22 protein-coding genes are annotated in these 25,614 nt (G+C 68.7%); 14 read left to right on the top strand and 8 right to left on the bottom strand.

The genetic code is table 11. The annotated features are described in order from the left end of the window. Positions 1-25: 25 nt before the first annotated feature. A complete protein-coding gene (locus VFG40_RS13580) occupies positions 26-889 on the bottom strand; it encodes an energy transducer TonB (RefSeq protein ID WP_324898368.1) in 864 nt (287 codons plus the stop codon). Further along, complete coding sequence (gene gshB / locus VFG40_RS13575) at positions 890-1,864, bottom strand: glutathione synthase (RefSeq protein WP_324898366.1); 975 nt, start codon at positions 1,862-1,864, stop codon at positions 890-892. A gap of 402 nt (positions 1,865-2,266) precedes the next feature. Between gshB and pilG the strand changes: the two genes are divergently transcribed. The 7 genes from pilG to VFG40_RS13540 all read left to right on the top strand — a co-directional run bounded on the left by pilG (position 2,267) and on the right by VFG40_RS13540 (position 14,177). Further along, complete coding sequence (gene pilG / locus VFG40_RS13570) at positions 2,267-2,626, top strand: twitching motility response regulator PilG (RefSeq protein WP_414649305.1); 360 nt, start codon at positions 2,267-2,269, stop codon at positions 2,624-2,626. A 32-nt stretch (positions 2,627-2,658) separates the two neighbouring features. Further along, complete coding sequence (locus VFG40_RS13565) at positions 2,659-3,030, top strand: response regulator (RefSeq protein ID WP_324898362.1); 372 nt, start codon at positions 2,659-2,661, stop codon at positions 3,028-3,030. Beyond that, positions 3,027-3,566, top strand: coding sequence for a chemotaxis protein CheW (locus VFG40_RS13560; protein ID WP_324898360.1), 540 nt, complete (start codon positions 3,027-3,029; stop codon positions 3,564-3,566). The genes VFG40_RS13565 and VFG40_RS13560 overlap by 4 nt, the downstream gene beginning before the upstream one ends. 125 nt (positions 3,567-3,691) lie before the next feature. Further along, a complete protein-coding gene (locus tag VFG40_RS13555) occupies positions 3,692-5,722 on the top strand; it encodes a methyl-accepting chemotaxis protein (RefSeq protein ID WP_324898357.1) in 2,031 nt (676 codons plus the stop codon). A 73-nt stretch (positions 5,723-5,795) separates the two neighbouring features. Further along, on the top strand, positions 5,796-11,957 hold the full coding sequence (locus VFG40_RS13550) for an Hpt domain-containing protein (protein ID WP_324898355.1): 6,162 nt from the start codon (positions 5,796-5,798) through the stop codon (positions 11,955-11,957). Beyond that, a complete protein-coding gene (locus tag VFG40_RS13545; RefSeq protein ID WP_324898353.1) occupies positions 11,950-13,707 on the top strand; it encodes a chemotaxis protein CheB in 1,758 nt (585 codons plus the stop codon). The genes VFG40_RS13550 and VFG40_RS13545 overlap by 8 nt, the downstream gene beginning before the upstream one ends. Continuing rightward, on the top strand, positions 13,707-14,177 hold the full coding sequence (locus tag VFG40_RS13540; RefSeq protein ID WP_324898351.1) for a chemotaxis protein CheW: 471 nt from the start codon (positions 13,707-13,709) through the stop codon (positions 14,175-14,177). Before VFG40_RS13545 ends, VFG40_RS13540 begins: the two co-directional genes overlap by 1 nt. A gap of 41 nt (positions 14,178-14,218) precedes the next feature. On the opposite strand, the gene VFG40_RS13535 is transcribed toward VFG40_RS13540, so the two are convergent. Next, positions 14,219-14,956 carry a 16S rRNA (uracil(1498)-N(3))-methyltransferase gene (locus VFG40_RS13535; RefSeq protein WP_324898349.1) on the bottom strand — a complete coding sequence of 246 codons (738 nt, stop codon included), beginning with the start codon at positions 14,954-14,956 and terminating at the stop codon, positions 14,219-14,221. Positions 14,957-15,019: 63 nt separating this feature from the next. Then, positions 15,020-16,384 (bottom strand): adenosylmethionine--8-amino-7-oxononanoate transaminase, encoded by a 1,365-nt coding sequence (bioA, locus tag VFG40_RS13530; protein ID WP_324898347.1) that lies wholly within the window; start codon positions 16,382-16,384, stop codon positions 15,020-15,022. A gap of 68 nt (positions 16,385-16,452) precedes the next feature. Between bioA and gspN the strand changes: the two genes are divergently transcribed. Both gspN and VFG40_RS13520 read left to right on the top strand, forming a co-directional pair. Then, on the top strand, positions 16,453-17,232 hold the full coding sequence (gene gspN, locus VFG40_RS13525; protein WP_324898345.1) for a type II secretion system protein N: 780 nt from the start codon (positions 16,453-16,455) through the stop codon (positions 17,230-17,232). Beyond that, positions 17,229-18,005 (top strand): inositol monophosphatase family protein, encoded by a 777-nt coding sequence (locus VFG40_RS13520; RefSeq protein ID WP_324898343.1) that lies wholly within the window; start codon positions 17,229-17,231, stop codon positions 18,003-18,005. Before gspN ends, VFG40_RS13520 begins: the two co-directional genes overlap by 4 nt. 81 nt (positions 18,006-18,086) lie before the next feature. On the opposite strand, the gene VFG40_RS13515 is transcribed toward VFG40_RS13520, so the two are convergent. Both VFG40_RS13515 and VFG40_RS13510 read right to left on the bottom strand, forming a co-directional pair. Then, positions 18,087-19,052, bottom strand: a complete 966-nt coding sequence (locus VFG40_RS13515; RefSeq protein ID WP_324898341.1) for a lipase secretion chaperone — start codon at positions 19,050-19,052, stop codon at positions 18,087-18,089. Continuing rightward, a complete protein-coding gene (locus VFG40_RS13510) occupies positions 19,052-19,999 on the bottom strand; it encodes a lipase family alpha/beta hydrolase (RefSeq protein WP_324898339.1) in 948 nt (315 codons plus the stop codon). Before VFG40_RS13510 ends, VFG40_RS13515 begins: the two co-directional genes overlap by 1 nt. A gap of 274 nt (positions 20,000-20,273) precedes the next feature. Between VFG40_RS13510 and nudE the strand changes: the two genes are divergently transcribed. The 5 genes from nudE (at position 20,274) to VFG40_RS13485 (ending at position 23,803) form a co-directional block, all read left to right on the top strand. Beyond that, positions 20,274-20,831, top strand: a complete 558-nt coding sequence (gene nudE, locus VFG40_RS13505) for an ADP compounds hydrolase NudE (protein WP_324898337.1) — start codon at positions 20,274-20,276, stop codon at positions 20,829-20,831. Continuing rightward, a complete protein-coding gene (gene cysQ, locus VFG40_RS13500; protein ID WP_324898335.1) occupies positions 20,828-21,646 on the top strand; it encodes a 3'(2'),5'-bisphosphate nucleotidase CysQ in 819 nt (272 codons plus the stop codon). Before nudE ends, cysQ begins: the two co-directional genes overlap by 4 nt. After that, positions 21,643-22,092 carry a hypothetical protein gene (locus VFG40_RS13495; RefSeq protein WP_324898333.1) on the top strand — a complete coding sequence of 150 codons (450 nt, stop codon included), beginning with the start codon at positions 21,643-21,645 and terminating at the stop codon, positions 22,090-22,092. The genes cysQ and VFG40_RS13495 overlap by 4 nt, the downstream gene beginning before the upstream one ends. Before the next feature lie 41 nt (positions 22,093-22,133). Further along, positions 22,134-22,940, top strand: a complete 807-nt coding sequence (gene mazG / locus VFG40_RS13490) for a nucleoside triphosphate pyrophosphohydrolase (protein WP_324898331.1) — start codon at positions 22,134-22,136, stop codon at positions 22,938-22,940. 83 nt (positions 22,941-23,023) lie between these two features. Then, complete coding sequence (locus VFG40_RS13485) at positions 23,024-23,803, top strand: GIN domain-containing protein (RefSeq protein WP_324898329.1); 780 nt, start codon at positions 23,024-23,026, stop codon at positions 23,801-23,803. A gap of 9 nt (positions 23,804-23,812) precedes the next feature. On the opposite strand, the gene VFG40_RS13480 is transcribed toward VFG40_RS13485, so the two are convergent. Both VFG40_RS13480 and VFG40_RS13475 read right to left on the bottom strand, forming a co-directional pair. Further along, the gene (locus tag VFG40_RS13480) at positions 23,813-24,940 is read right to left on the bottom strand and encodes an SLC13 family permease (protein WP_324898327.1); all 1,128 of its coding nucleotides are present in this window, start codon (positions 24,938-24,940) and stop codon (positions 23,813-23,815) included. Further along, a complete protein-coding gene (locus VFG40_RS13475) occupies positions 24,937-25,566 on the bottom strand; it encodes a glutathione S-transferase family protein (RefSeq protein WP_324898325.1) in 630 nt (209 codons plus the stop codon). Before VFG40_RS13475 ends, VFG40_RS13480 begins: the two co-directional genes overlap by 4 nt. Positions 25,567-25,614 lie beyond the last annotated feature (48 nt).

The raw sequence follows: 25,614 nt of genomic DNA, 5'->3' as shown, positions 1-25,614 counted from the left end.
GTGCATGGCCGGTGAGGCGGCGTGGCTACTTGTTGCGCAGGATGTCGCCGGGCAGGAACTGCCAGGTGCGGGTGATGTAGAGCTCGTCCACGCCCTTGTCGCGCGGAATGGGCGGGAACGGCGCCGACAGCCTGACGATGCGCTGCGCTGCGGCGTCGAGCAGGGGTGAGCCGGAGCTCTGGATCACCTCGATGCTGGTGATGCTGCCGTCCCGGTTCAGCCCCACCGTGAGCAGCAGCTCCCCGTGCAGTTGCCGCTTGCGCGCCTCGCTCGGGTAGTTCAGGTTGCCGATGCGCTCGACCCGGTCCGACCAGCCGCGCATGTAGGCGGCGTAGGCGTATTCCCGCGTGCTGGCGGAGATGTATTTCTTCTTCGGCCGCTTGGCGTAGGCCTCGTTCTTGTGGCGCAGCTCGGCAGCGAGCTGCGCGATTTCCTGCTGGCGGCGAAGTTCCGCGGCGGCATGGGCCGGATCGCTCTCCACCGGAGGCTTGCCGCTGCTGGCCTCCACGCTGAAACGGCTCTCGCCGCGGGTGGTGACCAGGCGCTGGTCGGTCGGGACCTGCGGCGCGGGGGTTGCGGCCTCTACCCGCGCGCTCGCCACGCCCGGGGTCGGCTTGGGCAGCGGTCCGGAGAAGTCGTTGGACGGCCGCGCCGCGCGGTCGCTTTCGCCACCCCCGCGGTTGTTCGCCTGGGCAAGGAAGTCGGCCTTGTCCGGTGCCTGCTGGTTCGCCACGTTGACCAGCGTCACGTCCAGCGTGGGCAGGCTCGGCTTGGGCTTGACGAACTGGAACGTAATGCCGAGCGCGAGCACGCCGTGCAGCAGCAGCGAAAACAGCAGCGTGGCTCCGATCAAATCGGGGCTGCCGGTGCGTGGGGCGGTCTGGCTCACTTAGGCGGGGTTTCCATGGGCGGTCTGTTCGATGGCGTCGAACAGCGAGCCGGCAATGTTAAGCCCGAACTGCGCGTCCAGCTCGCGTACGCAGGTAGGGGATGTGACGTTGATCTCGGTCAGATAGTCGCCGATCACGTCCAGTCCGACGAAGCGCAGCCCGCGCCTGCGCAGTTCCGGTGCCACTTCGGCGGCGATCCAGCGATCGCGGTCCGACAAGGGCACGCCTTCGCCGCGTCCACCCGCGGCGAGGTTGCCGCGGAACTCGTTGCCCTGCGGGATGCGCGCCAGCGCGAACGGCACCGGCTCGCCATCGACCAGCAGGATGCGCTTGTCGCCGGCACTGATTTGCGGGATGAACTTCTGCGCCATCGCAAAGTGTCGCTGGCCACCCTGGGCGTCGCCGGCGAGCAGCGTCTCCAGCATGGAGTTCAGGTTGGTATCACCCGCGCGCACGCGGAAGATGCCGCGACCACCCATGCCGTCGAGCGGCTTGAGCACGGCCTCGCCATGTTCGTCCACGAAGCGGCGCAACTCGGCCGCATCCCGGGCAACCAGGGTCGGCGCCATGCACTGCGGGAACTCCAGCGCGAACAGCTTCTCGTTGCAGTCGCGCAGGGCGCGCGGGTCGTTCACCACCTGCACGCCGCCGCGCTGGGCGGCCTCCAGCACAATCGTGTCGTAGATGAATTGATCATCCACCGGCGGATCCTTGCGCAGCAGGGCGACGTCCATCGTGCGAAGGTCCTGCCACTGCGCCTGGTCCAGCTCGAACCAGCCAGACGGGTCGTCGCGCACCCTGATCGCGGCGAGCCGTCCCCACGGCTCGCCGTTGCGCAGCGCCAGCGCGGACTGCTCCAGGTAGAACAGCCGATGGCCGCGACGCTGGGCCTCCAGCAGCATCGCGAACGTGGTGTCCTTGGCGATCTTTATGGCGCTGATGGGATCCATCAGCACCGCAATCGAGAGCGACATGCGCGCCTCCGCAGTAGGGTGGGGTGGCGTCGCCTGCGTCCTGTGCAGGAGCGGCGTGCGCACGGTGGGAGTGGCGATGTTCGCCGAGCAGGCACGCCCCGGCAAGGCGCTGCCCCTTCAAGCTGCGCCCGTACCTGCCGACAAGGAGTCTGCGGGGCGTCACAGTAGGCGTCCCGAGTGTTTTTGTCTTGACGCGCCGAGGGGCAAGCGGTAAACAGCAACGGCTGATAACGCCTTGTGAAAACGGCGTCCAATACAAAAAGAAGCGGCATTTTTTTCATCTGCACCGATCGGGTCGGGCGTCACGCCCGTCGGCGGTGCTTCACCTGAGCCTGGGGCGGGCCGCAGGGGGGTTGAGTGAACTTGAACGTGAGTGCTAACGGCTTGGCCGGGCTGAAGGTCATGGTGATCGATGACTCCAAGACCATCCGGCGTACCGCAGAGACCTTGCTGAAAAAGGAAGGCTGCGACGTGCTGACGGCCGTGGATGGCTTCGAGGCGCTGGCGAAAATTTCCGATCAGAAGCCCGCCATCATCTTCGTCGACATCATGATGCCGCGGCTCGATGGCTATCAGACTTGTGCGCTGATCAAGAACAATCCCCAGTTCCGGGGTACGCCGGTCATCATGCTCAGCTCGAAAGACGGCCTGTTCGACAAGGCCAGGGGCCGCATCGTCGGCGCCGAGCAATATCTCACCAAGCCGTTCACGCGGGACGAACTGCTGGGTGCCATACACCGCCATGTCAGCACGGAAGCCTGAATTCCGTGACTGCGGCGTCTGAGGGGAGGCCTGTGGCAAAGATACTCATCATCGACGATTCGCCGACCGACGTGCGCGTGTTCACCACGCTGCTCGAGTGTGCCGGCCACGCCGTCGCTGCCGTAAGTACCGCCGAGGAAGGCATCGAGCGCGTGCGCTCGGATCTGCCCGACCTGGTGATCATGGACGTGATCATGCCCGGCATGAACGGGTTCCAGGCAACGCGTACGCTCACCCGCGATCCGGCCACCGCGTCGGTGCCGATCGTCATGATCACGACCAAGTCGATGGAAACCGACCGCGTGTGGGGGCTGCGCCAGGGCGCCCGCGCCTTCATCACCAAGCCGGTGAAAGAGAAAGAGCTGCTGGCGTGCATCAACGATCTGCTGCCGAGCGCCGCATGACTCAGTCCGCCAACCTCTCTCCGTTCGAGATCCTTGCGCGTTACGAGCGCCTGTCGCTGGCCCACGCCTCGGAGTCGCAGCAGACGATGGAGGCGCCCGGGCTGTGGCGCGGCATCGGCTACCGCGTCGGCTCGCGGCTGTTCGTCAGCGGCATCGAGGAAATCAACGAGCTCCTCGCCGTGCCGGTGCTCACGCCGGTGCCGGGCACGCAGCCGTGGCTGCTCGGTGTGGCCAACGTCCGCGGCAACCTCGTGCCGGTGATCGACTTCGCCCGTTTCCTGTTCGGCTCGCGCACGCAGCCGACCGAACGCACGCGCCTGCTGGTGGTGCGCCAGGGCGGCGGCAGCGTGGCGCTGATGGTCGACGAGGTGTTTGGTCAGCGCACGGTGGATGAGCAGCAGCGCCGCGAATCGGAGCCGGAGGACGATCCGCGCCTCGCTCGTTTCGTGGACGATCGGGTGGGCGAGCAGAAGCTCGCCCTGTTCAACATGGGGCGGCTGGTGCGCGCCCCCGATTTCCGCCAGGCCGCAGCCTGACGGTTTTCAGCGGTTCGAGGTAGGGCCGGCGCCGGGCAGGGCCGGAAACAGGGGCAGCAAGACTCGGACGATGTGCCCGGCGGCACCGGTGCATGGTCCCAAGGTTGTGGAAGGGTGAGGTGAACATGAGCACTACAGGGGGCATCGGCAAGGAACGCGGCTATACCGGCCTGATCGTTCTGCTGCTGATCTCGATCGGTTTCGCGGCGCTGGACTTCGTGCTTCTCAACCAGAAGAACGCAGAGGATCGCCAGGCCGTGGCACTGACCACGCAGATCCAGGTGCTGTCGCAGCAGACCGCCAAATACGCGATTGAATCGGCTGACGGCAACGTCAACTCCTTCCAGGAGTTGTCCGCCACGCGCAACGCGATCGATTCGGCGGTGCAGCGGCTGACCAAGGGCGACCCGAAGGGTGGCATGCAGGCCTATGGCGACGGCAATGCGTCGCCGGCCGGTCGCGCGGTTACCGCGCTCAATAACGCATGGGCCCAGCTGGACGGCGACATCGGCAAGATCCTGTCGAACAAGTCGGTCGTGCTTGATTCGGCCAGTCGCGCGGACACCCTGTCCAAGCAGATCCCGCTGCTCAACTCGAGCACCGAGCAGGTGGTGAACATCCTGCAGCAGCGCAACGGCAGTGCCGATCAGATGCTCGGCTCTTCGCGCCAGATGCTGGTGGCCGACCGCATGATCCGCCGCGTGCAGGAGGTGCTGCAGGGCGGCGACTCCGCGCAGTCGGCCGCAGACGGCCTCGCCCGCGACGCGCAGCTTTACGGCACCGTGCTCAAAGGCCTGACCGATGGCGACAGCGCCACCGGCATCCGCGCCATGAACGACGCCAACGCGCAGAAGATCCTCAGCGACATGCAGACCAACTGGACTGCGCTGGCCGATCCGGTCGCCAAGCTGGTCTCTGCGGCGGGCAACATCACCGATGTGAAACGCGCCGGCAACCAGGCCTCGCTCGACTCGCAGAACGTGCTGCTGCGCGCCAACGAACTGGCCGACCAGATTGGCAAGCTGCCGTTGCGGCGGCTGTTTCCGAACGTCTGGTGGGGCCTGATCGGCGCGATCGGCGCGGTGGCTTTCGCGCTGCTGCTGGTGGTCACGCTGGTGCGCGACCAGCGCAAGCGGTTCCAGGACTCGGCCGAGCTCAACCAGCGCAACCAGGAGGCGATCATGCGCCTGCTGGACGAGATGGGCTCGCTCGCCGAAGGCGACCTTACCGTCAAGACGACCGTGTCGGAGGACATCACCGGTGCCATTGCCGACTCGGTGAACTACGCCATCGACGAGCTGCGCACGCTGGTGACCACCATCAACGAGACCTCCGAGCAGGTCTCGTCCTCCGCCCAGGAGACCCAGACCACCGCGCGCCAGCTGGCCGAATCGGCACAGGCGCAGGCGCAGCGGATCAGTACCGCGACCTCGGCGATCAACCAGATCGCCAGCTCGATGGACAACGTGTCCAAGGATTCGGCCGAGTCGGCCGACGTGGCCGAGCGCTCGGTGCAGATCGCCTCGCGCGGTGCCGAGGTGGTGCGCGAGACGATTTCCGGCATGGACTCGATCCGCGACCAGATCCAGGAGACGTCCAAGCGCATCAAGCGCCTGGGTGAGTCGTCGCAGGAAATCGGCTCGATCGTGGAACTGATCAACGACATCGCCGAGCAGACCAACATCCTCGCCTTGAACGCGGCGATCCAGGCCGCCTCGGCGGGTGAGGCCGGTCGCGGCTTCGCGGTGGTGGCGGACGAAGTGCAGCGTCTGGCAGAACGCTCCGCCAGCGCCACCAAGCGCATCGAGGCGCTGGTGCAGACGATTCAGTCCGATACCAACGAAGCGGTGAGCTCGATGGAGCAGACCACTGCCGAGGTGGTGTCCGGTGCGCGCAAGGCGGAGGACGCCGGCAGCGCGCTGGGCGATATCGAGCGCGTTTCGCACGACCTGTCCGCGCTGATTCAGAACATCTCCACGGCGGCGCGCCAGCAATCGGCCGCTGCGACGGACATTTCGCAATCGATGAACGCGATCCAGGAAATTACCTCGCAGACCTCGCAGGGCGCGAGCCAGACCGCCGATTCGATCGGCTATCTGGCTCAGCTCGCCAGCGATCTGCGCCGCTCGGTGGCTCATTTCAAGCTGCCGGGTTGACACGGGCTTACATGACAGGGGGCAACCTCGACGGTTGCGCTATGCCTTTTGGCGCAGCCGCAGTGAGGGGCGCATGAGACTTCAAGACCACATCGATTTCACCACCCTGCAGTGGGTCAAGCCCGAGCTCGACGAGACGCTCGCGGCCGCCCGTGATGCATTGGAGTCCTACGTCGACAACCCGGGCAACCGGGATGCGATGCGCTCGTGCGCCGACAGCCTGCATCAGGTGCACGGCACGCTGCAGATGGTCGAGCTCTACGGCGCCGCGATGGTTGCCGACGAGATGGAGACGTTGTCCATCTCCCTGCTGGAGGATCACGTCCAGCACCGCGAGGAGGCCTACGCTTCACTGATGCGCGGCCTGATGCAGCTGCCCGATTATCTCGAGCGGCTTTCCAGCGGGCATCGCGATGTGCCGGTGGTGCTGCTGCCGCTGCTCAACGAGCTGCGCGCCAGCCGCAAGATGGCTGCGCTGACCGAGGTAGCCCTGTTCAACCCCAAGCTCGATGCGCCGCTGTCGCCCCAGGCACCGCCGGCAGTAAGCGAGGCCGAAGCGGTGGCGCGCCGCCCGCAAGTGGCCGACCTGCGCCTGCGCTTCCAGCAGCAGTTGCTGGCCTGGTTCCGCGGGCAGAACGCGTCGCAGCAGCTGCTCGGCATGCGCGACACGCTGAACGCGATCACCGGTTGTTGCCACAGCTCGCCCGGGCGGCGGTTGTGGTGGATCGCCGCGGGGGCGCTGGAAGGACTGGAGCAGGGTTATCTCAAGCCCCAGGCTGCCGAGGTGCGGCAGCTGATCGGCAAGGTCGACCGTTGCATCCGCCAGATGATCGAGCACGGCGAGGAGAGCCTGCGTGGCGGCGACGCCGACGAGCTCTCGCGCAAATTGCTCTTCATCGTGGCGCAGGCCAAGCAGCGCAGTCCGCAGATGCAGCAGCTGCGCGAGACCTACGGTCTGGACAGCCTGCTGCCGGACGCTGCGGAGCTGGAGCACGCCCGCGGCTCGATGGCCGGACACAACCGCGCGCTGCTTGACTCCGTCTCGCGCGCACTGAAGGACGACCTGCTGCGCGTGAAGGAGGCGCTGGACCTGTTCCTGCGCCAGAGCGACGGCGATCCGGCACAACTGGCCCCGCAAGGCGAGGTGCTGGAGCGCGTCGGCGACACCCTGGGCATGCTCGCGCTGGCGGTGCCACGCCGCGTGATCAACGAGCAGCGGCGGATCATCGATGAAATCGCCAATCGCCTGCGCGCGCCGGAAGACGAGACGCTGCTCGACGTGGCCGGTGCGCTGCTTTATGTGGAAGCGTCGCTGGACGATCACATCGAGAGCCTCGGCAGCAGTGAGGAGTCGGCCGATCATGGCGCCGCGCCTACCCTTCCGCGCAGCGAGGCACGCCACATCCTGGCGACGCTCATGCAGGAAGCCACCGCCAACACCGGTCGCGTCAAGGATGCGATCGTGGCTTTCGTGGAATCGGGCTGGCAGCACGCCCAGCTGAGCGATGCGCCCGCGCAGATGGACGAAGTCGCCGGCGCCATGCGGATGCTGGCCAGCGTCCGCCCGGCGGAGCTGGCCGACGGCATCGGCCGGTTCATCGGCAACGAGTTGCTGGGCGATCGCCGCGTACCCAGCAGTGCGCAGATGGACCATCTCGCCGACGCCCTGGCCGCCCTGGAGTATTACCTCGAGGCCGCGCGCGAGCATCGCGGCGGGCTGGAACACATTCTCGACGTGGCCGAACACAGCCTGTCGATGCTCGGCTACTGGCCGGTGCCCGCCGCGCGCCGCGCGCAGGTCGTCGACGAGCCCGTGTCGAGCGCACCGATTTCATCGTCGGCGACCGCTGGGGCGCTGGCAGGGCTGGAGGAAGAACTCGCCGGTCAGCCGGAGTTGTCCGAGTCGGTCAGCGTCAATGACGGTGACGACCTGGGCAGCCTGATGTTCGGCGAGGCGCCGGCTCCGGCCGATGCGGCGCAGGACGTCGGCGGGCTGCGGCTTGCCGAAACCCTGGATCATTCCTCGTCGCCATCCGATCCGTCGGCGGACGACGCGGGCGAGTGGATCGAGGAAGAAGTCTTCGAACAGCGCGCCGTGGCCGATCCGTTGGCCGCAGACGCGGGCTTCCAGTCGTCGGCAGAAGGGATCGACGACGACATCCGCGAAATCTTCCTCGAGGAAATGCAGGAAGAGATCGACAATCTGATCCAGGCGCGCAAGGTGTGGCTGGCCGATCCGGTGCAGACATCGGCGCTGACCTCTATCCGCCGCTCCTTCCACACGCTGAAGGGCTCCGGTCGGCTGGTGGGTGCCGCGGTGCTGGGCGAGTTCGCCTGGCGCGTGGAGAACATGCTCAACCGCGTACTCGATCAGACGATCCAGCCGCACGACGGCGTGCAGGCACTGATCGGTCATGCCATCGAGGCGCTACCGCAGTTGCTGGCTGCCTTGCGCGGGGAGGGCACGCCCAGCGCCCCGCTCAGCGCGATCATGCAGACTGCCGATCGCCTCGCCGCCGGCGAGCAGGCGGACCTCTCCGACCTGGTCAGTGACGGTGCCACCGAAACCGTGCGTCGCATCGTGCGCCGCCGTGCCGTGAGCTTTGACAGCGAGAGCGCAAGCGTGCCGGAGGCAAGCCTTGCGGGCATGGTCGAAGCCAGTGCCGAGAGCGAGGCACCGGCCACAGTCGAGGCCATCCCGCTGCCGGTGATGCCGCCGGTGGACTCGGTGTTGCTCGAGATCCTTCGCAGCGAAGTCGCCCAGTACCTGCAGACGATCCGCTCGCACATCAGTCGCAGCGGTGACGAATTGCGGGTCGAGGACGGCCTGCTGCGCGCCGTGCACACCCTCCATGGCGCCATCGCCATGGTCGATATCCCGCTGCTGACGCAGTTGCTGTCGCCGCTGGAAAGCCTGCTCAAGCGCCTGCGTGCGGCCGGTGCCCCGCTTTCTGCTGAGGGCGTGCATCTGCTGGGCCGCTCGGCCGACGTGGTCGACCATGTCATGGCGCAGTTCGACGTCAGCGAGCCCCAGCTGCCCGACGTCGACAGCCTGACCGCGCGTTTGATCGAGCTTCGCGATGCGCAGCCCGAGCCGCAGGTGGCCCATGTGGTGTTCGACGCCCACGCCGACGACGACTCCGGGACCGAGGACGAAGCGGGCGCATCGCTCGATGAGAGCCTCGCCGAAGCCGATGCCCGACGCGAGGAGGCGCTGGAGAGCGAGCATCACGATCGTCTCGCCGACGAGATGATGGCGGCACTGGACGCGTTCGAGCCGCAGGGCGTCGAGCCCTCGACGCATTCGTCGGAGCCCTCGCTCACCCCGATGGCCTCGGACGAAGAGGACATCGAAGCCATGTTCGCGGGCCTCACCGACCACTCGGTGGACGCGGCCCTGCCGCCGTCCCCGGCGCATCCGGCGTGGTCCGACGCGCCGGTCGACGCGGCGGATCATCCCGCTGAGGAAACTTCTGAAGAAGAATCCGCCGATGTGGCGGAAGCCGCGACGCCGGAACGGGAGGAGCCCTTGTCGGATTCTCCTGCGGTTGCGCTGGATGACGTGGAGCTTTCTCCCGCCGATGCACTGGATGCGGACGGCCCTGAGCTGCCGCGCCTGGATTCGGACGAGGCAATGCTTGAGGCAGACGCTGACGCCGGAACCGAGCCCGAGGCACGGCCGGAAGCAGAGCCGGAAGCAGAACCGGAAGCAGAACCAGAGGCAGAACCAGAGGCAGAACCAGAGGCAGAGTCCACGGCACCCGCCGAGGAACTTGCGCCGGATACTGCTGCCGAGCCCGCCGTGGCTGATGGCGAAGCCGACAATGACGAAGCCGACGAGCACGAGTTGTGGCGCGGCGACATCGATCCGGACCTGCTGGAAGTGTTCACCGAAGAGGCACGCGAGATCCTCGACCACGCCGACGAGGCGCTGGCGCAATGGCGCGCCGAGCCGACCGATCTAGCGCAGGTGCCATCACTGCAACGCGACCTGCATACGCTCAAGGGTGGCGCGCGCATTGCCGGCTTCATGCCGGTCGGCGACCTCGCCCACGCCATCGAGACGTTGCTGGAAAAGCCGATCGGCACCGAGGCCGCTCAGGTCGCCCCGCTGATTGGTGCGCTGGAGGTGGGTTTCGACCGGCTGCATGCATTGGTGCAGCGGATCGGTCAGAACAAGGGCATCCGGTATCCGCAGGACATCATCGATCGCCTGCTCGCGCTGGCCGGCGAAGAGGCGCTGGTGGAACGCGATGACGAGCCGCACGTTGCGCCCGCTCGCGAGTCCGTGCCGTCGCCCACCGCAGCGGCGCCGCAGGTGGACCTGCCGGAGTTGTTGCCGGAGCTGTTGTCCGATGGGCACGACGAGACGCGCTCGCCGCAGGAACAGATCCGCGTCCGCGCCGAGCTGCTCGACAACCTCGTCAACCACGCGGGCGAGGTGGCGATCTACCGTTCCCGCCTGGAGCAGCAGGTTGCGGGTTACCGCTTCAACCTGGTCGAGCTGGACCAGACCGTGGTGCGCCTGCGCAGCCAGCTGCGCATGCTCGAGATCGAAACCGAGGCGCAGATCATTGCCCGTTTCCAGCGCGAGCATCGCGAGGCCGGCATGGCGGTGTTCGATCCGCTCGAGCTGGACCGCTTCTCGCAGCTGCAGCAGTACTCGCGTGCGTTGGCCGAGTCGGTGTCGGATCTGGTCTCCATCCAGAACATGCTCGACGAGCTCACCCGCCAGTCCGAGACCCTGCTGATCCAGCAGTCGCGCGTCAGCGCCGATCTGCAGGAAGGCCTGCTGCGCACTCGCATGCTGCCGTTCGACACCATGGTGCCGAACCTCCGCCGCACGCTGCGCCAGGCCGCCCAGGAGGAGGGCAAGCGTGCCCAGCTCTACGTCGAGGGCGCGCACGGTGAAATGGACCGCAACCTGCTCGACCGCATCAAGGCGCCGTTCGAGCACATGTTGCGCAACGCCATCGCCCACGGCATCGAGTCGCCGGCGGAGCGCCGCAAGGCCGGCAAGCCGGAGGAAGGTTCGGTGCGCATCCGGGTCGCCCGCGAGGCTACCGAGGTGGTGGTGCGGGTCAGCGACGACGGTGGTGGCCTCGATCGCGAGGCGATCCGCAAGCGCGGCGTCGAGCGCGGCATGCTTCGCGCCGAGGCCAAGCCCAGCGACGACCAGTTGCTGGCGCTGATCACCCAGCCGGGCTTCTCCACCGCCAGCTCGGTGACCCAGCTGGCCGGCCGTGGCGTCGGCATGGACGTGGTCGCGAACGAGATCAAGCAGCTTGGTGGTTCGCTTTCGATCGAGTCGCAGCCGGGCAAGGGCACCACCTTCGTATTGCGCCTGCCGTTCACGCTGGCGGTGACCCAGGCGATCCTGGTGCGTATCGGCGAGTCCACCTTTGCCATCCCGATGACCTCGGTGCAGGGCGTGGCGCGGATCACGCCGGACGAGCTGGCGATCCACATGGCCGCCGACGAGCCGTCGTTCCTGCACAACGGCGAGGACTACGGCATCCACGACCTGGGCGATCTGCTGGGATTGCCGCCGAGCTACGCGACGGACGAGCCGCAGCTGCCGCTGTTGCTGACCCGTGCCGGCGACCTGCGTGCGGCGATCCGCATCGACGCGGTGATCGGCTCGCGCGAGATCGTGGTCAAGTCGGTCGGTCCGCAGATCAGCTCGGTGCCGGGCCTGCTTGGCGCGACCATCATGGGCGACGGCTCGGTACTGATCATTCTCGATCTGGCACCGCTGGTCCGCTACGGCATCGCGCGGCGCGAGCAGCGGCTGGCCGAGGGCCTGAGCGCCATCTCCACGCCACTGATCGAAGAGGTGCGGACCAAGCCGCTGGTGATGGTGGTCGACGACTCGATCACCATGCGCAAGGTCACCGGCCGCGTGCTGGAGCGCCACGAGTACGAGGTGGGCACGGCGAAGGACGGCATCGATGCATTGGAGAAACTGCACGAGCGCGTGCCGGACCTGATGCTGCTGGACATCGAGATGCCGCGCATGGACGGTTACGAGCTGGCGACGCAGATGAAGGAGGATCCGCGCTTCCGCGATATCCCGATCATCATGATCACCTCGCGCACCGGCGACAAACACCGCCAGCGCGCGTTCGATATCGGCGTGGATCGCTATCTCGGCAAGCCGTATCAGGAGGCCGAGCTGCTGGCGCAGATCAGCGAGGTGCTCGAGCAGCGGGCGATGGAGCTGGCCAATGGCTGAAACGACCGCCGTCGCCCTGTTGTTCGACGACGATGAGCTGGGCGTCCACCTGCGCGAGGCGCTGCAAGAGCACGGCGCCCGCATCGTGCACGAGGGCGGCCTGGCCGGCCTCAGCCTCGAGCTGATGCAACGGCTGGACGCTGACGTGGTCGTGATCAACCTCGATGATCAGGTGGACGAGGTGCTCGATCGCCTCGACGACGTGATCCAGGGTGATCGGCCCCGGATCGTCTTCAACGAGGCCCAGTCCAGCCGATCGCTTGACGGGTGGGCTCGTGCCCGCTGGGCTCGACACCTGGCGGCCAAGGTGCTGGCGCAGGGCGACGTGGATCCGCCTCGCCCGCCGGCGCCGGCCATCGAGGAACAGCAGCTGGCACCGGCGGCATCGGTACCGCCGCACGGTCTGCTTGCTTCCGCCGATGACGCCGTTGCCGACGTCGTGGCGCGTACGCACGAATCGGAGATCGCGGCGGAGTCGGAGTCGCTGGAAGCCGAGCTGGAGGCCCTGCTGTCGGGCGATCCGCTACCGGGCACGACCGACGAAGGCGCCGCCGAGCTGCTGTACGCCGACCCGCTGCCTGCGGCGGCGGGCAGCCTCGCCGATGCGGGTGACCTGCACTCGAACGGCGTCAACAACGACGACAATCTGGAGCTCGATGATTTCGAGCTCGACGAGCTCGCGTTGGGCGACCTTGATTTCGGTAGCGAAGCGCCACTTTATGACGGCGACTTCCTCGATAACGCCGGCGGCTCCGAAGCGGATCTTCCCGCAGTGGACGTGAGCCTTGCCGACGACACGTTTGGCGATGCGGACGACCGCGCCGACATCGCTACGGTCGGCCTGGAACTGCTCGACGATGAGCCCGTGCCGACGTCCGAACCGGTTCCCGGGACGGCCGTGCCGGCGTCCTCCACGGGTGCCGCTGCGGCAACCGCGCCGCGGGTCTCCGATGCGTGGTCGCTGGTGGACGACGATCAGCCCCCGGCGGCCATCGTACGACCCTCGGCGTCCGATTTCGGGGTGGAGAAGCTCAGCGCGACGGACTACCTGGCGCCGGAGGCGGACTCGGCCGAGCCGACATCGGAGCCATTCATGACCCTGGAGCTGGTGTCGCTCGAGGAAGCGATGGCGCCGAAGCCGTACGAATCCGGACGCCCGAGCGAGATGTTCCTGGAAGAGCTGTCCGGCGGCTTGAGCCGGGTGGTGCTGGTCGGTGCCACCACCGACAGCCGCGCCTCGGTGCGTGAGTTCCTGACCCGTCTGCCTGCCGGCATGCGAGCCACGATCGTGCTGACCCAGCATCTGGGCGGCCGGCCGGTCGAAGAGCTGGTGCAGGAGCTGGCCGGTCACTGCGCACTGTCGGTGCGGGTAGCGGCAAGCGAGCAGCCGGCGCGTCCGGGCGAGCTGCTGGTGGTACCACCGGAGCATCACGTACGCGTGCTGCGCGACGGCACGGTCGAGCTGAAAGCCTCTCAGGACGTACCGGCGAGCAGCCCGTCGATCGATGCCAGTTTCACCGCGGTCGCGAACATCTTCGGCATCGACGCGCTGGCGATCCTGTTCGCCGGACGCGCCAACGACGCGATGGCGGGCTGCCAGGCCGTGCACGATCGCGGCGGGCGCGTCTGGGTGGAAGATGCTCCGGGCGAACACTTCGCCGACATGGTCAGCGGCGTCATGGCCGAGCGGCTGGCCGATTTTTCCGGCACGGCGGCCGAGCTGGCCGCGCGCCTGATCGAGGAATACTGATGAGCGAACAACCCCTGCCGCGCGAGATCCGCTGCGTGCTGGTGCCGGTGGGCGACCTTCGCCTGCTGCTGCCCAACGCCACCGTGGCGGAAGTGATCACCTTGCCCACGCCCGAGCCGGTGGCGGACGCGCCGCACTGGCTGCTCGGCCGAATCGCCTGGCGCGGCTGGCGCGTGCCGCTGGTCTCTTTCACCAAGCTCGCCGGCGCGGGCGAGGGCGATCCGGATCTCGCCCTGCGCGTGGCCGTGTTGAAGGCACTGGGAGACAATCCGGAGCTGCCGTTCATCGCGGTGCTTACGCAGGGCTTCCCGCGACTGACCACGCTCAACGCCGAGCTGATCATCCCCACGCACGACGGCACGGCCCTGCCTCCCGGCGTGCGTGCGCAGGTACTGGTGCGCGACGACATGGCGGTAATCCCCGACCTGGAAGGGATCGAGCGCGAGCTGGCAGGGCTGCTCGCCGCCTGACCGGGCCGTCGGCGGCGCATGGGCGCAGCCGACGTATCGGCTCAGAGATCGCCGTGCAGCGCCTGCAGCGCGGCCAGCGCGGCAAGGCCTGCCGTTTCGGTACGAAGAATCCGCGGCCCCAGCCGCAGTCCCGCGAAGCCATGTTTCTCGAGCAGTGCGACGTCGCGCTCGCCCAGGCCTCCCTCCGGCCCCACCACCAGTATGGCGCCAGCGGCGGTGGGTGCCAGTTCGCCCGCGCGCTGCGAGCCCCCGGGCAGCAGGGCCAGCCTCAGCGCGGCAGACTGCGGATCGAGTGACTCCAGCCACCGCGCCAGCGGCAGCGGCCCGCAAAGGGTGGGCAGACACGCGCGGCCGCTCTGCTCGCACGCGCTGGCGATGACAGCCTGCCAATGCTCCAGGCGCTTGGCTGCGCGGGATGGATCGAGCTTCACCTCGGACCGCTCGGTGAGCAGCGGCACGATCGCCTGGACCCCCAGCTCGGTCGCCTTCTGCACGATCAGATCCATCTTTTCGCCGCGCGCCAGACCCTGGGCCAGCACCAGCGGCAGCGATGACTCCGCCTGCACCGCCCAGCGGTCGCCAACGCTCACCGACACCTGCCGCTTGTCGACCGCGACGATGGTCGCGGCATAGTCGTGGCCGTCGCCGTTGAACAGCACCAGTGGTTGTCCCACGCCCAGCCGCAGCACCCGCGCCACGTGTTCGCCTGCCTGGGCCGGCAGGGTCACGGTGTGGCCTGGAACGAGCGTCTGCTCGACGTGGATGCGGATGGTGCGCATGGAAACAGCCAACAGCGATGAAGCGCGCAGGATAGCGGAGCGCCGGGCGCCACTTCGACCGCGTCAGTTGGCCAGTGCCACCTCGATGCCGGCCACGGCCACGTCGACCAGCTGGTCGAGCTCCTGCGGGGTGGTCACGTACGGTGGCATGAAGTAGACGATGTTGCCGAGCGGCCGCAGCAGGGCGCCATGCTCGAGGCCATGCAGATAGACGCGCAGGCCACGCCGCTGCTCGGCGGGGAACGGCCGGCGGCTGGCCTTGTCGGCGACCAGCTCCACCGCGGCGATCATGCCGGTCTGGCGCACATCGGCCACGTGCGGATGGTCGCGCAGCGGCGCCAGTCGACGACCCAGTTGCGCCGCCAGCTGGCGATTGCGCTCCAGCACCGGCTCTTCGCGGAAGATCGCCAGCGTTTCCAGCGCCACCCGACAGGCCAGCGGGTTGCCGGTGTAACTGTGCGAATGCAGGAAGGCCTTGCCGGCGCTGTATTCGGCGTAGAACGCCTCGTACACCTGCTCGGTGGTGAGCACGGCCGAAAGCGCCATGAAGCCGGCAGTCAGACCCTTGGACAGGCACATGAAGTCGGGCGACACGCTGGCCTGTTCGCAGGCGAACAAGGTGCCGGTGCGGCCGAAACCCACGGCGATCTCGTCGGCGATGAAGTGCACGTCGAACTCGTCGCACAGCGCGCGCAGGCCGGCAAGGTAATCCGGGTGATACATGCGCATGCCGCCGGCGCACTGCACCAGCGGTTCGACGATCACTGCGCAGGTCTCATGGGCATGGCGCTCCAGCAACGTGCGCAGTTCGCCCAGCCGGCGCGCGGCGATCTGCTGCGGCGTCTCGCCCGGCTCGCCTTCGTAGGTGTCTGGCGAGGGCGTGAGGATCGGCGTCAGCAGCAGCGGCGCGTAGGTCTTGCGGTACAGCGCCACATCGCTCACCGAGAGCGCGCCCAGCGTCTCACCGTGGTAGCTGCCGCTGAGCGCGATGAAGCGGGTCTTCTCGCCGTGGCCTTGGTTGAGCCAGTAATGGAAGCTCATCTTCAGCGCCACCTCGATCGCCGCCGATCCGTTGTCGGCGAGAAACACGCGCTCCAGCCCCGGTGGCGTGATGCGCACCAGCTCCTCGGCCAGCGCGATCGCCGGTTCGTGGGTGAAGCCGGCGAAAATCACGTGCTCCAGCTGCTGCGCCTGATCGGCCAGCGCCGCGGCGATGCGCGGGTTGGCGTGGCCGAACAGGTTGGTCCACCAGGAGCTGATGCCATCCAGATAGCGGCGGCCGTCGGCGTCGATCAGCCAGGCGCCCTCGCCGCGCACGATCGGCACCATCGGAATGCGCTCATGGTCGTGCATCTGCGTGCAGGGGTGCCACAGGTGGCGAAGGTCGCGCTGGGCGAGTGCGTGGTTGCTGCGGTCGTGCTTGGTCATCCGGCTATGATCGTGGGCCCGCGCCGGCCACTCAAGCCGCGCCCACGAACCGAGCCGGAGCCCATCCGTTGAAGTGGTGGAAGAAATTGCTGCTGGGCCTTGCCGCCGTGCTTGCCGCACTGGTGCTGGTGCTGTGGTTCGCGCCGGCGCGCTGGTTCGTGCCGCTGGTCGAGGCGCGGCTGGGCGGTGCCCAGCTGCGCGCGGTGTCGGGCAGCATGTGGGACGGTCGGGTGGGCGAGGTGGTGCTGGCTGACGGCACGGCGTTGGGCCGACTCGACTGGCAGCTGTCCCGCCGCGCCCTGCTGGGGCAGGTGCGGCTGCATGCCGCGGTCGCAGGGCCAGTCGTGCGCGGTCACGCCGACCTGGCGCAAGACGGAAACCATGCGCGCTGGCGCGACGTGCAGCTGGCGGTGACGCTGGACGCGCTGCCGCAGCCACCGGCCACCCCGTGGGGAGTGCCGCGCGGCGAGGTGATCCTGCAGCTGGAGCAGATGCAGGTGATCAATGGCTGGCCCGACAGCGTCACCGGCCGTGTGCGGTGGCCCGAAGCGGTCATGCAGACACCCCAGGCCACCGTGGCCCTGGGTGAACTGCTGGCGGAGCTGAGCGGAAGCCACGGCGTGCTGCGCGCCGACCTTCACGATGCCGGCGCCGGGCCGCTGGCGCTGGCGGGCGTGATCCAGCTGAGCCCGATCGGCTGGCGCCTCGACGCGCGTCTTTCCGCGCGCCACGCCGACCCCGCGCTGCAACGCTGGCTCACCCGCCTGGGTCCGCCGGATGCGCAAGGCGTGGTCCATCTTCAACGTGGCGCCGGTGTCGGCGCCCTGTCTGCCGGAGCCTCCCGATGACGCCTGTCGACCTCACCGCCGCCCTGACCGCCGCGCGCGAAGCCGCCGCGGCCGCCGCCGAGGTGATCCTGCACTACTGGCGCAAGGGCGTGGACGTGGAGCTGAAGTCCGACGATACCCCGGTCACCATTGCCGATCGGGAGGCCGAGCTGGCGATCCGCCGCATTCTCACCGCGGCGCTGCCGGGGGCGGCGATCTACGGCGAAGAGTTTGGTCTGGATGGTGAGCGCGATGGCCTGCTGTGGCTGGTCGATCCGCTGGACGGCACCAAGAGTTTCGTGCGCCGCACGCCGTTCTTCTCCACCCAGATCGCGCTGATGCACGCCGGCGGGCTGGTGCTTGGCGTGTCCAGCGCGCCGGTCTACGGCGAGACGATGTGGGCGCACGCCGGCGGTGGCGCCTGGCTCGATGGAGAGCGCGTAGGCGTGGCTCCGACCGCAGCGATGGCGCAGGCCTCGATCTCCACCGGCAACGTCAAGACGCTCACCGCCGACGCGCGCTGGGACGCGCTGGGGCAGATGATCCGCGACGCCAACCGCATTCGCGGCTATGGCGATTTCTGCCACTACCACCTGCTGGCGCGTGGCAGCCTCGATCTGGTGATCGAGTCGGACGTCAACATCCTCGACGTGGCGGCGCTGGCGGTGATCGTGCGCGAGGCCGGCGGCGTGTTCACCGATCTGGACGGCGCGCCGCTCACGCTGGACACGCGCAGCGTGCTGGCCGGCACGCCGACCCTGCATGCCGACGCGCTGGCACGGCTGCGCCGCTGACCCGGGTCGCGGCGGAACAGCCGGTGTAGCCCTTCCGCGGGAGACCTACGGGCGAGTTCTCCCCTGCGCCTGCTGCCGAGCTCAACGCGCCGGTTGCAGCAGGCCTGCCTGCCACATTGCCTGCGCCTGCAGTCGCTCCGGCCCATCGAAGCGTTGGTCAAGCAACTGCTGCAGCGCCACCCGCCGCTGGGCCTGGGTGAGCGACGGGTCGCTTTGCAACGAGAGTGCCTCGGCGGCGAACGCGTCGAGCCGCTGCTGCCACTGTGCGCGCTGGCGATCCAGCGCAGCCAGCCGATCCGCGGCGACAGGGCCCCAGATCGCCGCGCGTTCGGCATGCCGCTGTGCCGGCGTGAGCCCGGCCTCGGCGAATTGCTCCGTCTGTGCCTGCACGGTGCTGGCGACGGTGGCCAGCGCGTGGTCGTCCGCGGCGTCCGGATCGGGCGCGTCGGCATGGGCCAGCTGGCGCAGCAGGAGGGCATCGTCTGCGTCGGCCGTGGGATAGAAGGCCTGCGCCAGCACCGGGCCGAGCAGGCGCTCGCGCAGCGCCCGGTCCTGCGCGAGCCGGTCAGGCAGGTCGCGGCTCCCATCGGCTGCGGCCAGCGCGGTGCGCGCCTGCTGATAGGCGACGTAACGCTGGAACAGAGCCATCACCGCGGCCTGCTGGGGGACGTCGATCGGCCGCCGCTGCAGATCCTCCCGCAGCAGCAGGCGCACGCCGGCGAGATCGGTCTCGCCGAGCAGGCTGAGGTAGTAGTCGAACAGCCTTCGCAGCGCCGGATCCGCTGCCACTCGGCCGGCGAAGCCGATCGTCACCCCGCCATCCACGGCGGTGCCACGTAGCGAGCCGTCGCGCAGCGCGCGATGGGGGTCGGCCGGGAGCGGGAAGACAGTCGCCGGCCGGCGCGGCACGGTCCCGCCCGCGCCGGCCAGCGCGCTGGCGGCCACCGGTTCGATCTGCCTCGCCGCCGTTGCAATGGCCGGAGTGCGCCCGAGCCACGCAAGTGCTCCCAGCGCGACCGCTGCCAGCGCGAGCCAGACCCGCCACATCAGAGGCCGAGACCCTTCAGGCGATTGGCCTGGCTGCGGTACACCGCCACCGGATCGGCCGAGAACAGGCCGCGCAGGCCGAACAGCTGGTTGACCTCGTCGAGGTGGTTCCAGCCGTAGTTGTCGCGGATGACCGTGCCCCAGTGGCTGGAACAGCGGCCGACCAGGCCATCGCTGGCGCCTCCGAAGAAGAACAGGCTGCCGGCGCCGAGCAGCGCGTCGGAGGCATCGAACCCGTTGCTGAGCACGCCGGTGCCACCGTAGGAGAAATATCGGATGCCGTTGACCGACGCGGCGCCGCTACCGCAGGCGGTCGACGGCTGTCCGGCCGGGAAGCGGGCGTTGAAGTTGGCGGTGCCGCTGCTGGAGAGCTGGGTCAGCGCGTCCATCGCGTTCTGCGACGACTGGCCGCCGGAAAAGCTGCTGATGAGGTTGGCCAGCGCGGTGGCGAAACCTTCGGCCAGCGCACGCTGCACGCTGCCAGCTGGCGCCAGCACGGCGATCCCGTCGGCTACTGCGCTGCCGCGATGCGGCGTACCGACGCTGGTCACCGACGCCACCAGGTCCGGACGCACGGCGGCCACGTAGCGGATCGTCAGGCCGCCCTGGCTGTGCCCGATCAGATTGAACTTGCTGTAGCCGTGCACGGCGCGCAGGTTGTCCAGTTGCTCGATCAGCTGATTGCCGCGGGTGATGTCGCTGCCGAGCTGGCTCACGCTGGCCACATACACGGTGGCGCCACCGGCGCGCAGCCCGCCGCTGATTCCGTACCAGTAATCCACGCTGCCGAACAGCTGGTCGAAGCCGAACAGGCCATGCACCAGGACGATCGGATAACGGGTACGCGTGTAGCTGTCGGTAGCGTGCACCGTGGCGGGGACGAGGGCGGTCATGCTCAGCAGCAGGCTGGCGAGAAGGGCGCGGAAGATGAAGGTGAAGCGGCGCATGGCAGGGTTCCTGGTCGGGAGCGCAAAGGCGCGGGCAGGGTGCGTACGCTCCAGTATGGGCACCGATGCGGTCCTGCCGCCATGCGAAAAAGTCAAAGATAATCAACAAGATATTTGCGCGATGCAGCATCGCCAGCCGGCGCGGTGCAGGCGCGCCCACCCGTGCGCTGATGTGTGGCGCATGTGCAAACGCAAGACGTATGGAGCCTGGCGAGGGTGCGCCGTGCCGCCGCGCACCGGCGGGGTCGCGGCACGCGCGGGCTAGAATGTCCGGATGGCCAAACTACCGATCATCCACGCGCGGCGCGATGTCGCCCAGAGCACCTTCCTGCGGGCCGAGCAGCTCGACCTGGAGTTCTCCAACGGCGAGCGCCGCACCTACGAGCGGCTCAAGTCGCACGGCCTCGGAGCCGTGATCATCGTGCCGATGATCGACGCCGAGACGGTGCTGCTGGTGAACGAATACGCCGCCGGCCTGGGACGTTTCGAGCTGGGCCTGCCCAAAGGTCGGCTGGACCAGGACGAGACCGCCGAGCAGGGTGCCAACCGCGAGCTGAAGGAAGAGGTCGGCTACGGTGCCAACCGGCTCACCATCCTGCACAACCTCTCGCTCGCCCCGGCCTACATGACCCACATGGCGCACGTGGTGCTGGCGCAGGATCTCTATCCGGAGCGACTGGAAGGCGACGAGCCGGAGCCGCTTGAAGTGGTGCACTGGAAGCTCGCCGACCTGCATGAGCTGATCAGCCGCGACGACGTCACCGAAGGCCGCTCGATCGCCGCGCTCTTCATGGCGCGCGAATACCTCGCCGGCCGGATGCATCGCGCATGAGCGGGTCGTCACTGTCGCCGCTGCTGCTGCAGGTCACCGATATCGCCGCGGCCGCCGCGGTGGCGATCATGGAGATCTATGCCAGCGACTTCGCCGTGCAGCACAAGGACGACCGCACGCCGCTCACCGCCGCCGACCTGGCCGCCCAGGCCGTCATCGCCAAGGGGCTGGCGGAACTGGGCGAGGTGCTGCCGGTGGTGTCAGAGGAGGCGCGCGCCAGCGACTGGAGCGTGCGCCGGCAGTGGTCACGGTACTGGCTGGTCGACCCGCTCGACGGCACGCGCGAGTTCGTCAAGCGCAATGGCGAGTTCACCGTCAACATCGCGTTGATTGAGCGCCATCGGCCGGTGCTGGGGGTGGTGCTGGCGCCCGTGACCGGAGATGCATACGTCGCCCAGCGCGGCGCAGGAGCGTGGCGCCGCGAGGGCTCGGCGCCGTGGCAGCCGCTGCGCAGCCGTGCGCTGGCCCGCCCGCCGGTGGTGGCCGGCAGCCGTTCCCACGGCGGCACCGGCGAGGCCCTGCTCGATGCCCTGCTCGGCGGGCCGCACGAGCCGCTGCCGATGGGCTCCTCGCTCAAGTTCTGCCTGATCGCCCGCGCCGACGCGGACGTCTATCTGCGCCGCGGGCCCACCAGCGAATGGGACACCGCCGCGGCCCAGTGCGTACTGGAAGAGGCCGGCGGTGCGGTGCTCGATCTGGAAGGCGCGCCGCTGCGCTACAACCGTGGCGAGTCGCTGCTCAACCCGGAGTTCATCGCAGTGGGCGATACCGAGATCGACTGGGCGGCCCGACTGGCCGCTTCCATCCCCGGATGACCGGCCGGGCCGCGGCAGGCGCAACGGCCCCGCCGGGTGCATCACGGCGACCGCTCTGGCTGGGCCTGCTGGTGGCGCCGTGGGTGCCTGCGCTGGTGCTGGCCGCGGTCGCGGCACTGGATGCAGTAGGCCGCGGAGACTTTACCGGCCTGCACGGCTGGCCGGCGACGTTCGCCACGCTCGGCCTCACCCTTGCCACCTGCGGTGCGGCCCTGCTCGTCAGCCTGCCGGGCCTGCTCTGGCTGAGCGCCCGGGGCCGCCTCGACGCAATCCACATCTTTCCTGCCGCGGTGCTGGTCGCCGGCGCGCTGGCCGCCCTCGCCGCCGCGTTCGGCGCTCCGTTGAGCGCCTTCGGAGATGCCGTGGCGCTGGCGTGCGGCGCGCTCACCGGTGGCGCCTTCTGCGTGATAGTCCGCCTGCCTTGGCGCGCTGCGCGGATGCGCTAGCGCCCGGTCCATTCCTTGAGCCTCATGGAAACGTTGCCGTCATGACCCGCCATCACCTCGACGACCTGCTTGCCATCATGGCCCGCCTGCGTGATCCCGGGCGCGGTTGCCCGTGGGACGTGCAGCAGGATTTCGCCACCATTGCGCCGTACACGCTCGAGGAAGCCTACGAGGTGGTCGATGCGATCGACCGCGAGGACTGGGGCGACCTGCGAGACGAGCTGGGCGACCTGCTGCTGCAGGTGGTGTTCCATGCGCAGATGGCCAGCGAGCAGGGGCTGTTCGACTTCGCCGACGTGGCCCATGCGATCAGCGAGAAGATGATCCGCCGCCATCCGCACGTGTTCGGCGACGTGAGCTACGACGACGTCGAGGCACAGAAGGTCGCCTGGGATGCAATCAAGGCGCAGGAGCGCGCGGCGAAGGGCGAGGCGGCCGACTGCAGCGCCCTGGCCGGGGTCTCGCGCGGCCTGCCGGAGTGGAAACGTGCGCAGAAGCTGCAGGAAAAGGCCGCCCGCACCGGCTTCGACTGGTCCGAGCCCGGCCCGGTGCTGGACAAGCTCGCCGAGGAGATCGAGGAGGTGCGGGCCGAGTTTGCCGGCGGTGCCGACACGGCCCGGCTGCAGGACGAGATCGGCGACGTCGCCTTCGTGCTGGTGAACCTGGCGCGCCACGCGGGCGTGGATTTCTCGCAGGCGCTGCGCCACGCCAATGCCAAGTTCGAGCGCCGCTTCCGGCGCATGGAGGCGATCGCCGACGCCACTGGCGTGCCGTTCGCCGAGCGCGCGCTCGATGCGCAGGAAGCGCTGTGGGATACGGTCAAGCGCGAGGAGGCCGGCAACAGCTGACCGCGCGGCGGCGGCGCTTGCAACCTTTTGCCGGGCCGGGGCATCCCATCGCGGATCGTTCCCTGACTGTAAGGAGTTCTTCCATGCGCCATCTCCTGATCGTTGCCGCCCTGCTGGCTGCGCCGCTGCCCGCGCTGGCGGCCAGCGAATGCAAGTACGAAGCCCCTCGCAATCTCGACGCCGACCTCGCCGGCGTGCGTGGCGTGCAGATCTCGCTGCGCTCCGAAACGCTGCATCTGGTGGGCCGAACCGGCGCCGGTACGTCGCTCAGCCTGAAGGGCCGTGCCTGCGCGTCCGATCAGGCCACGCTGGACGATCTGCAGGTGCGCCAGCGTCGCGAGGGTGATCAGCTGATCATCGAGGTGGCCGAGCATCGGGGCATGCACATCAGCATGTTCGGCAATTCCTACAACTCGCTGGAACTGGACGTGGCGCTGCCCGCCAGCATGCCGGTGGCGCTGACCGTGGGCTCGGGCGACGCCGACGTGAGCGGCGTGCAGCAACTCGATGCACAGGTGGGCTCGGGTGACCTCAACGTGCGCCAGATCGCCGGCCGCTTCGCCGCCAGCGTGGGGTCCGGCGACATCGACGCCAGCGACGTGGGCAGCCTGTCGCTCGGCTCGGTCGGCTCGGGCGATGCACGCGTGAGCGGGGTACGCGGCGATGCGTCGGTGGGCAGCATCGGCTCCGGTGACGTCACCATCAAGCAGGTCGGTGGCAGCGTGCATGCCGACACGATCGGCTCGGGCGACCTGCAGGTGCGCGATGTCGGCGGCGATCTGTCGCTCGGCGCCAAGGGCAGCGGCGACGTCGACTACAGCGGCGTCAAGGGCAAGGTAAGCGTGCCGCGCGACGACGACTGATCACGCAGCTCACCCGAGCCAGCGCCACGCCAGGTAGCCCAGTGGCGCGCACACCAGGAAAAACGGGATCGAGACTCGATGAAACAGCCGCAGCCCGTGCGGCTGTTTCGCCAGCCGCAGCGCGATCAGGTTCGCCAGCGAACCGATCACCAGCCCGAAGCCGCCGACGTTGGCGGCGACGGCAAGCGCAATGGGATCGCTGCTGCGGTCCAGCAGCAGCACGGTGGCCGGCACGTTGCTGATCAGCTGCGAGGCGAGCGCGCCGGCAAGAAATATCGTGAGCGGCCGGTGGAAGTCGAACGGGTCCAGCGCCCGATCCACCACGCCGAGCGCGGCAACGTGCCCGAGCCCCAGGAAGATCGCGGCGAAGGTGGCCAGCAGGGCCCAGTCGACCCGGCGCAGGCTGTCGCGGGCGAGCAGCCCGAACGGGATCAGCAGTCCCAGCGCACCCTCCAGCGCCAGGCCGTGCTCCATCAGCACCACCATCGAGACCAGCGCCGCCAGCGACACGCTGGCCAGCAGCGGGTCCACGCGTCGATCGGCGAGCGCGCCGGGGTCGAGCGTGGTACGACCCTTCGGCAGCCACACGAACGTGAGCACCGCCAGCAGCAGAAGCATCACCGCCGCCGCTGGCAGCATGCCGCGCACGAAGGCAAAGAACGGCAGGTGCGCGCTCTGCCACAGCAGCAGGTTCTGCGGGTTGCCGATCGGGCTCAGGGCAGAGCCGGCGTTCACCGCCAGCGCCTCGAGCACCACCATCGGCAGCACCGGCAGGCTCGACACCGCACCGATCGCTACCGTGAGCGGCACCAGCAGGAAAAGGCTCACGTCGTTGGTGAGTACCATCGACACCACCGCGGCACTGGCCACCAGCAGCAGGCCCAGTCCGCGCAGCGAACCGGCCCGCGCCACCAGCACCGCAGCGGCGCGCTGCACCAGGCCACTGTCGCAAATGCCCTGGATGGCAATCATCAGGCCCATCAATCCGGCCAGCGTGGGCAGCTGAAGCCAGTGCCGATAGCGCGTTGCCGGCTGCGGATCGGCCAGCGCCAGCACGGCCGCGACGGCGCCGAACAGCAGCAGCAGCCATTCCGCCTTGAGCCAGTGCGCAAGCCGCCCCGGCGGGGGGGTTGTCACCACCCGCTCAGGCCCTCGATGGCATACACGCGCTGCCAGCTCTCGCGGCCGCGGATCAGCTCGGCCAGGCGCGCCAGCGCCGGCCACTGGTTGGCCGGGCGCGGCATGTTGCGCGACCAGCGCATCAGCATCGCCAGCAGCAGGTCGGCGGCGGAAAAGTGCTCGCCCAGCAGATAAGGGCCGCGCGCCGCCAGTTCGCGGTCGAGGTAGTCCCACACGCCCTCGATCTTCGCCGCCAGCGCGGAGCGCACGTGCGGCGGGTGCTCGCGCTCACCCAGTTCCGGCGGGTAGAACCAGAAGCGGTATGTCGACATCAGCGTGTTGCTCAGATACACCAGCCACTGCTGGAACGCCTCGCGGTCGGGCGTGCCCGGCGCCGGCGCCAGGCCGCACTCGGGATGGCGGTCGGCCAGCATCATCAGCAGCGCGGCTGACTCATGCCGTGCGCGCCCGTCGATCACCAGCGTGGGCACCACGCCGCGCGGATTGAGTGCCAGATAGGCCGGGTCGCGCTGAGCCCCCTGCTCGATGTCCACCAGCTTCAACTCATGCGGCGCGCCGGTTTCGACCAGCGCCATGTGCACCACCATGCTGGCGGTGCCGGGGGAGTAGTAGAGCGTGTACATGCAGTCTCCGGGAGGATCGGGTGCGGCGGCACGCCGGGCGAGCCGCCG

The sequence above is a fragment of the Dyella sp. genome (genome assembly GCF_035685805.1).
GTDB lineage: Bacteria > Pseudomonadota > Gammaproteobacteria > Xanthomonadales > Rhodanobacteraceae > Dyella_A.
This window is presented reverse-complemented; position numbering and strand designations above follow the sequence as displayed.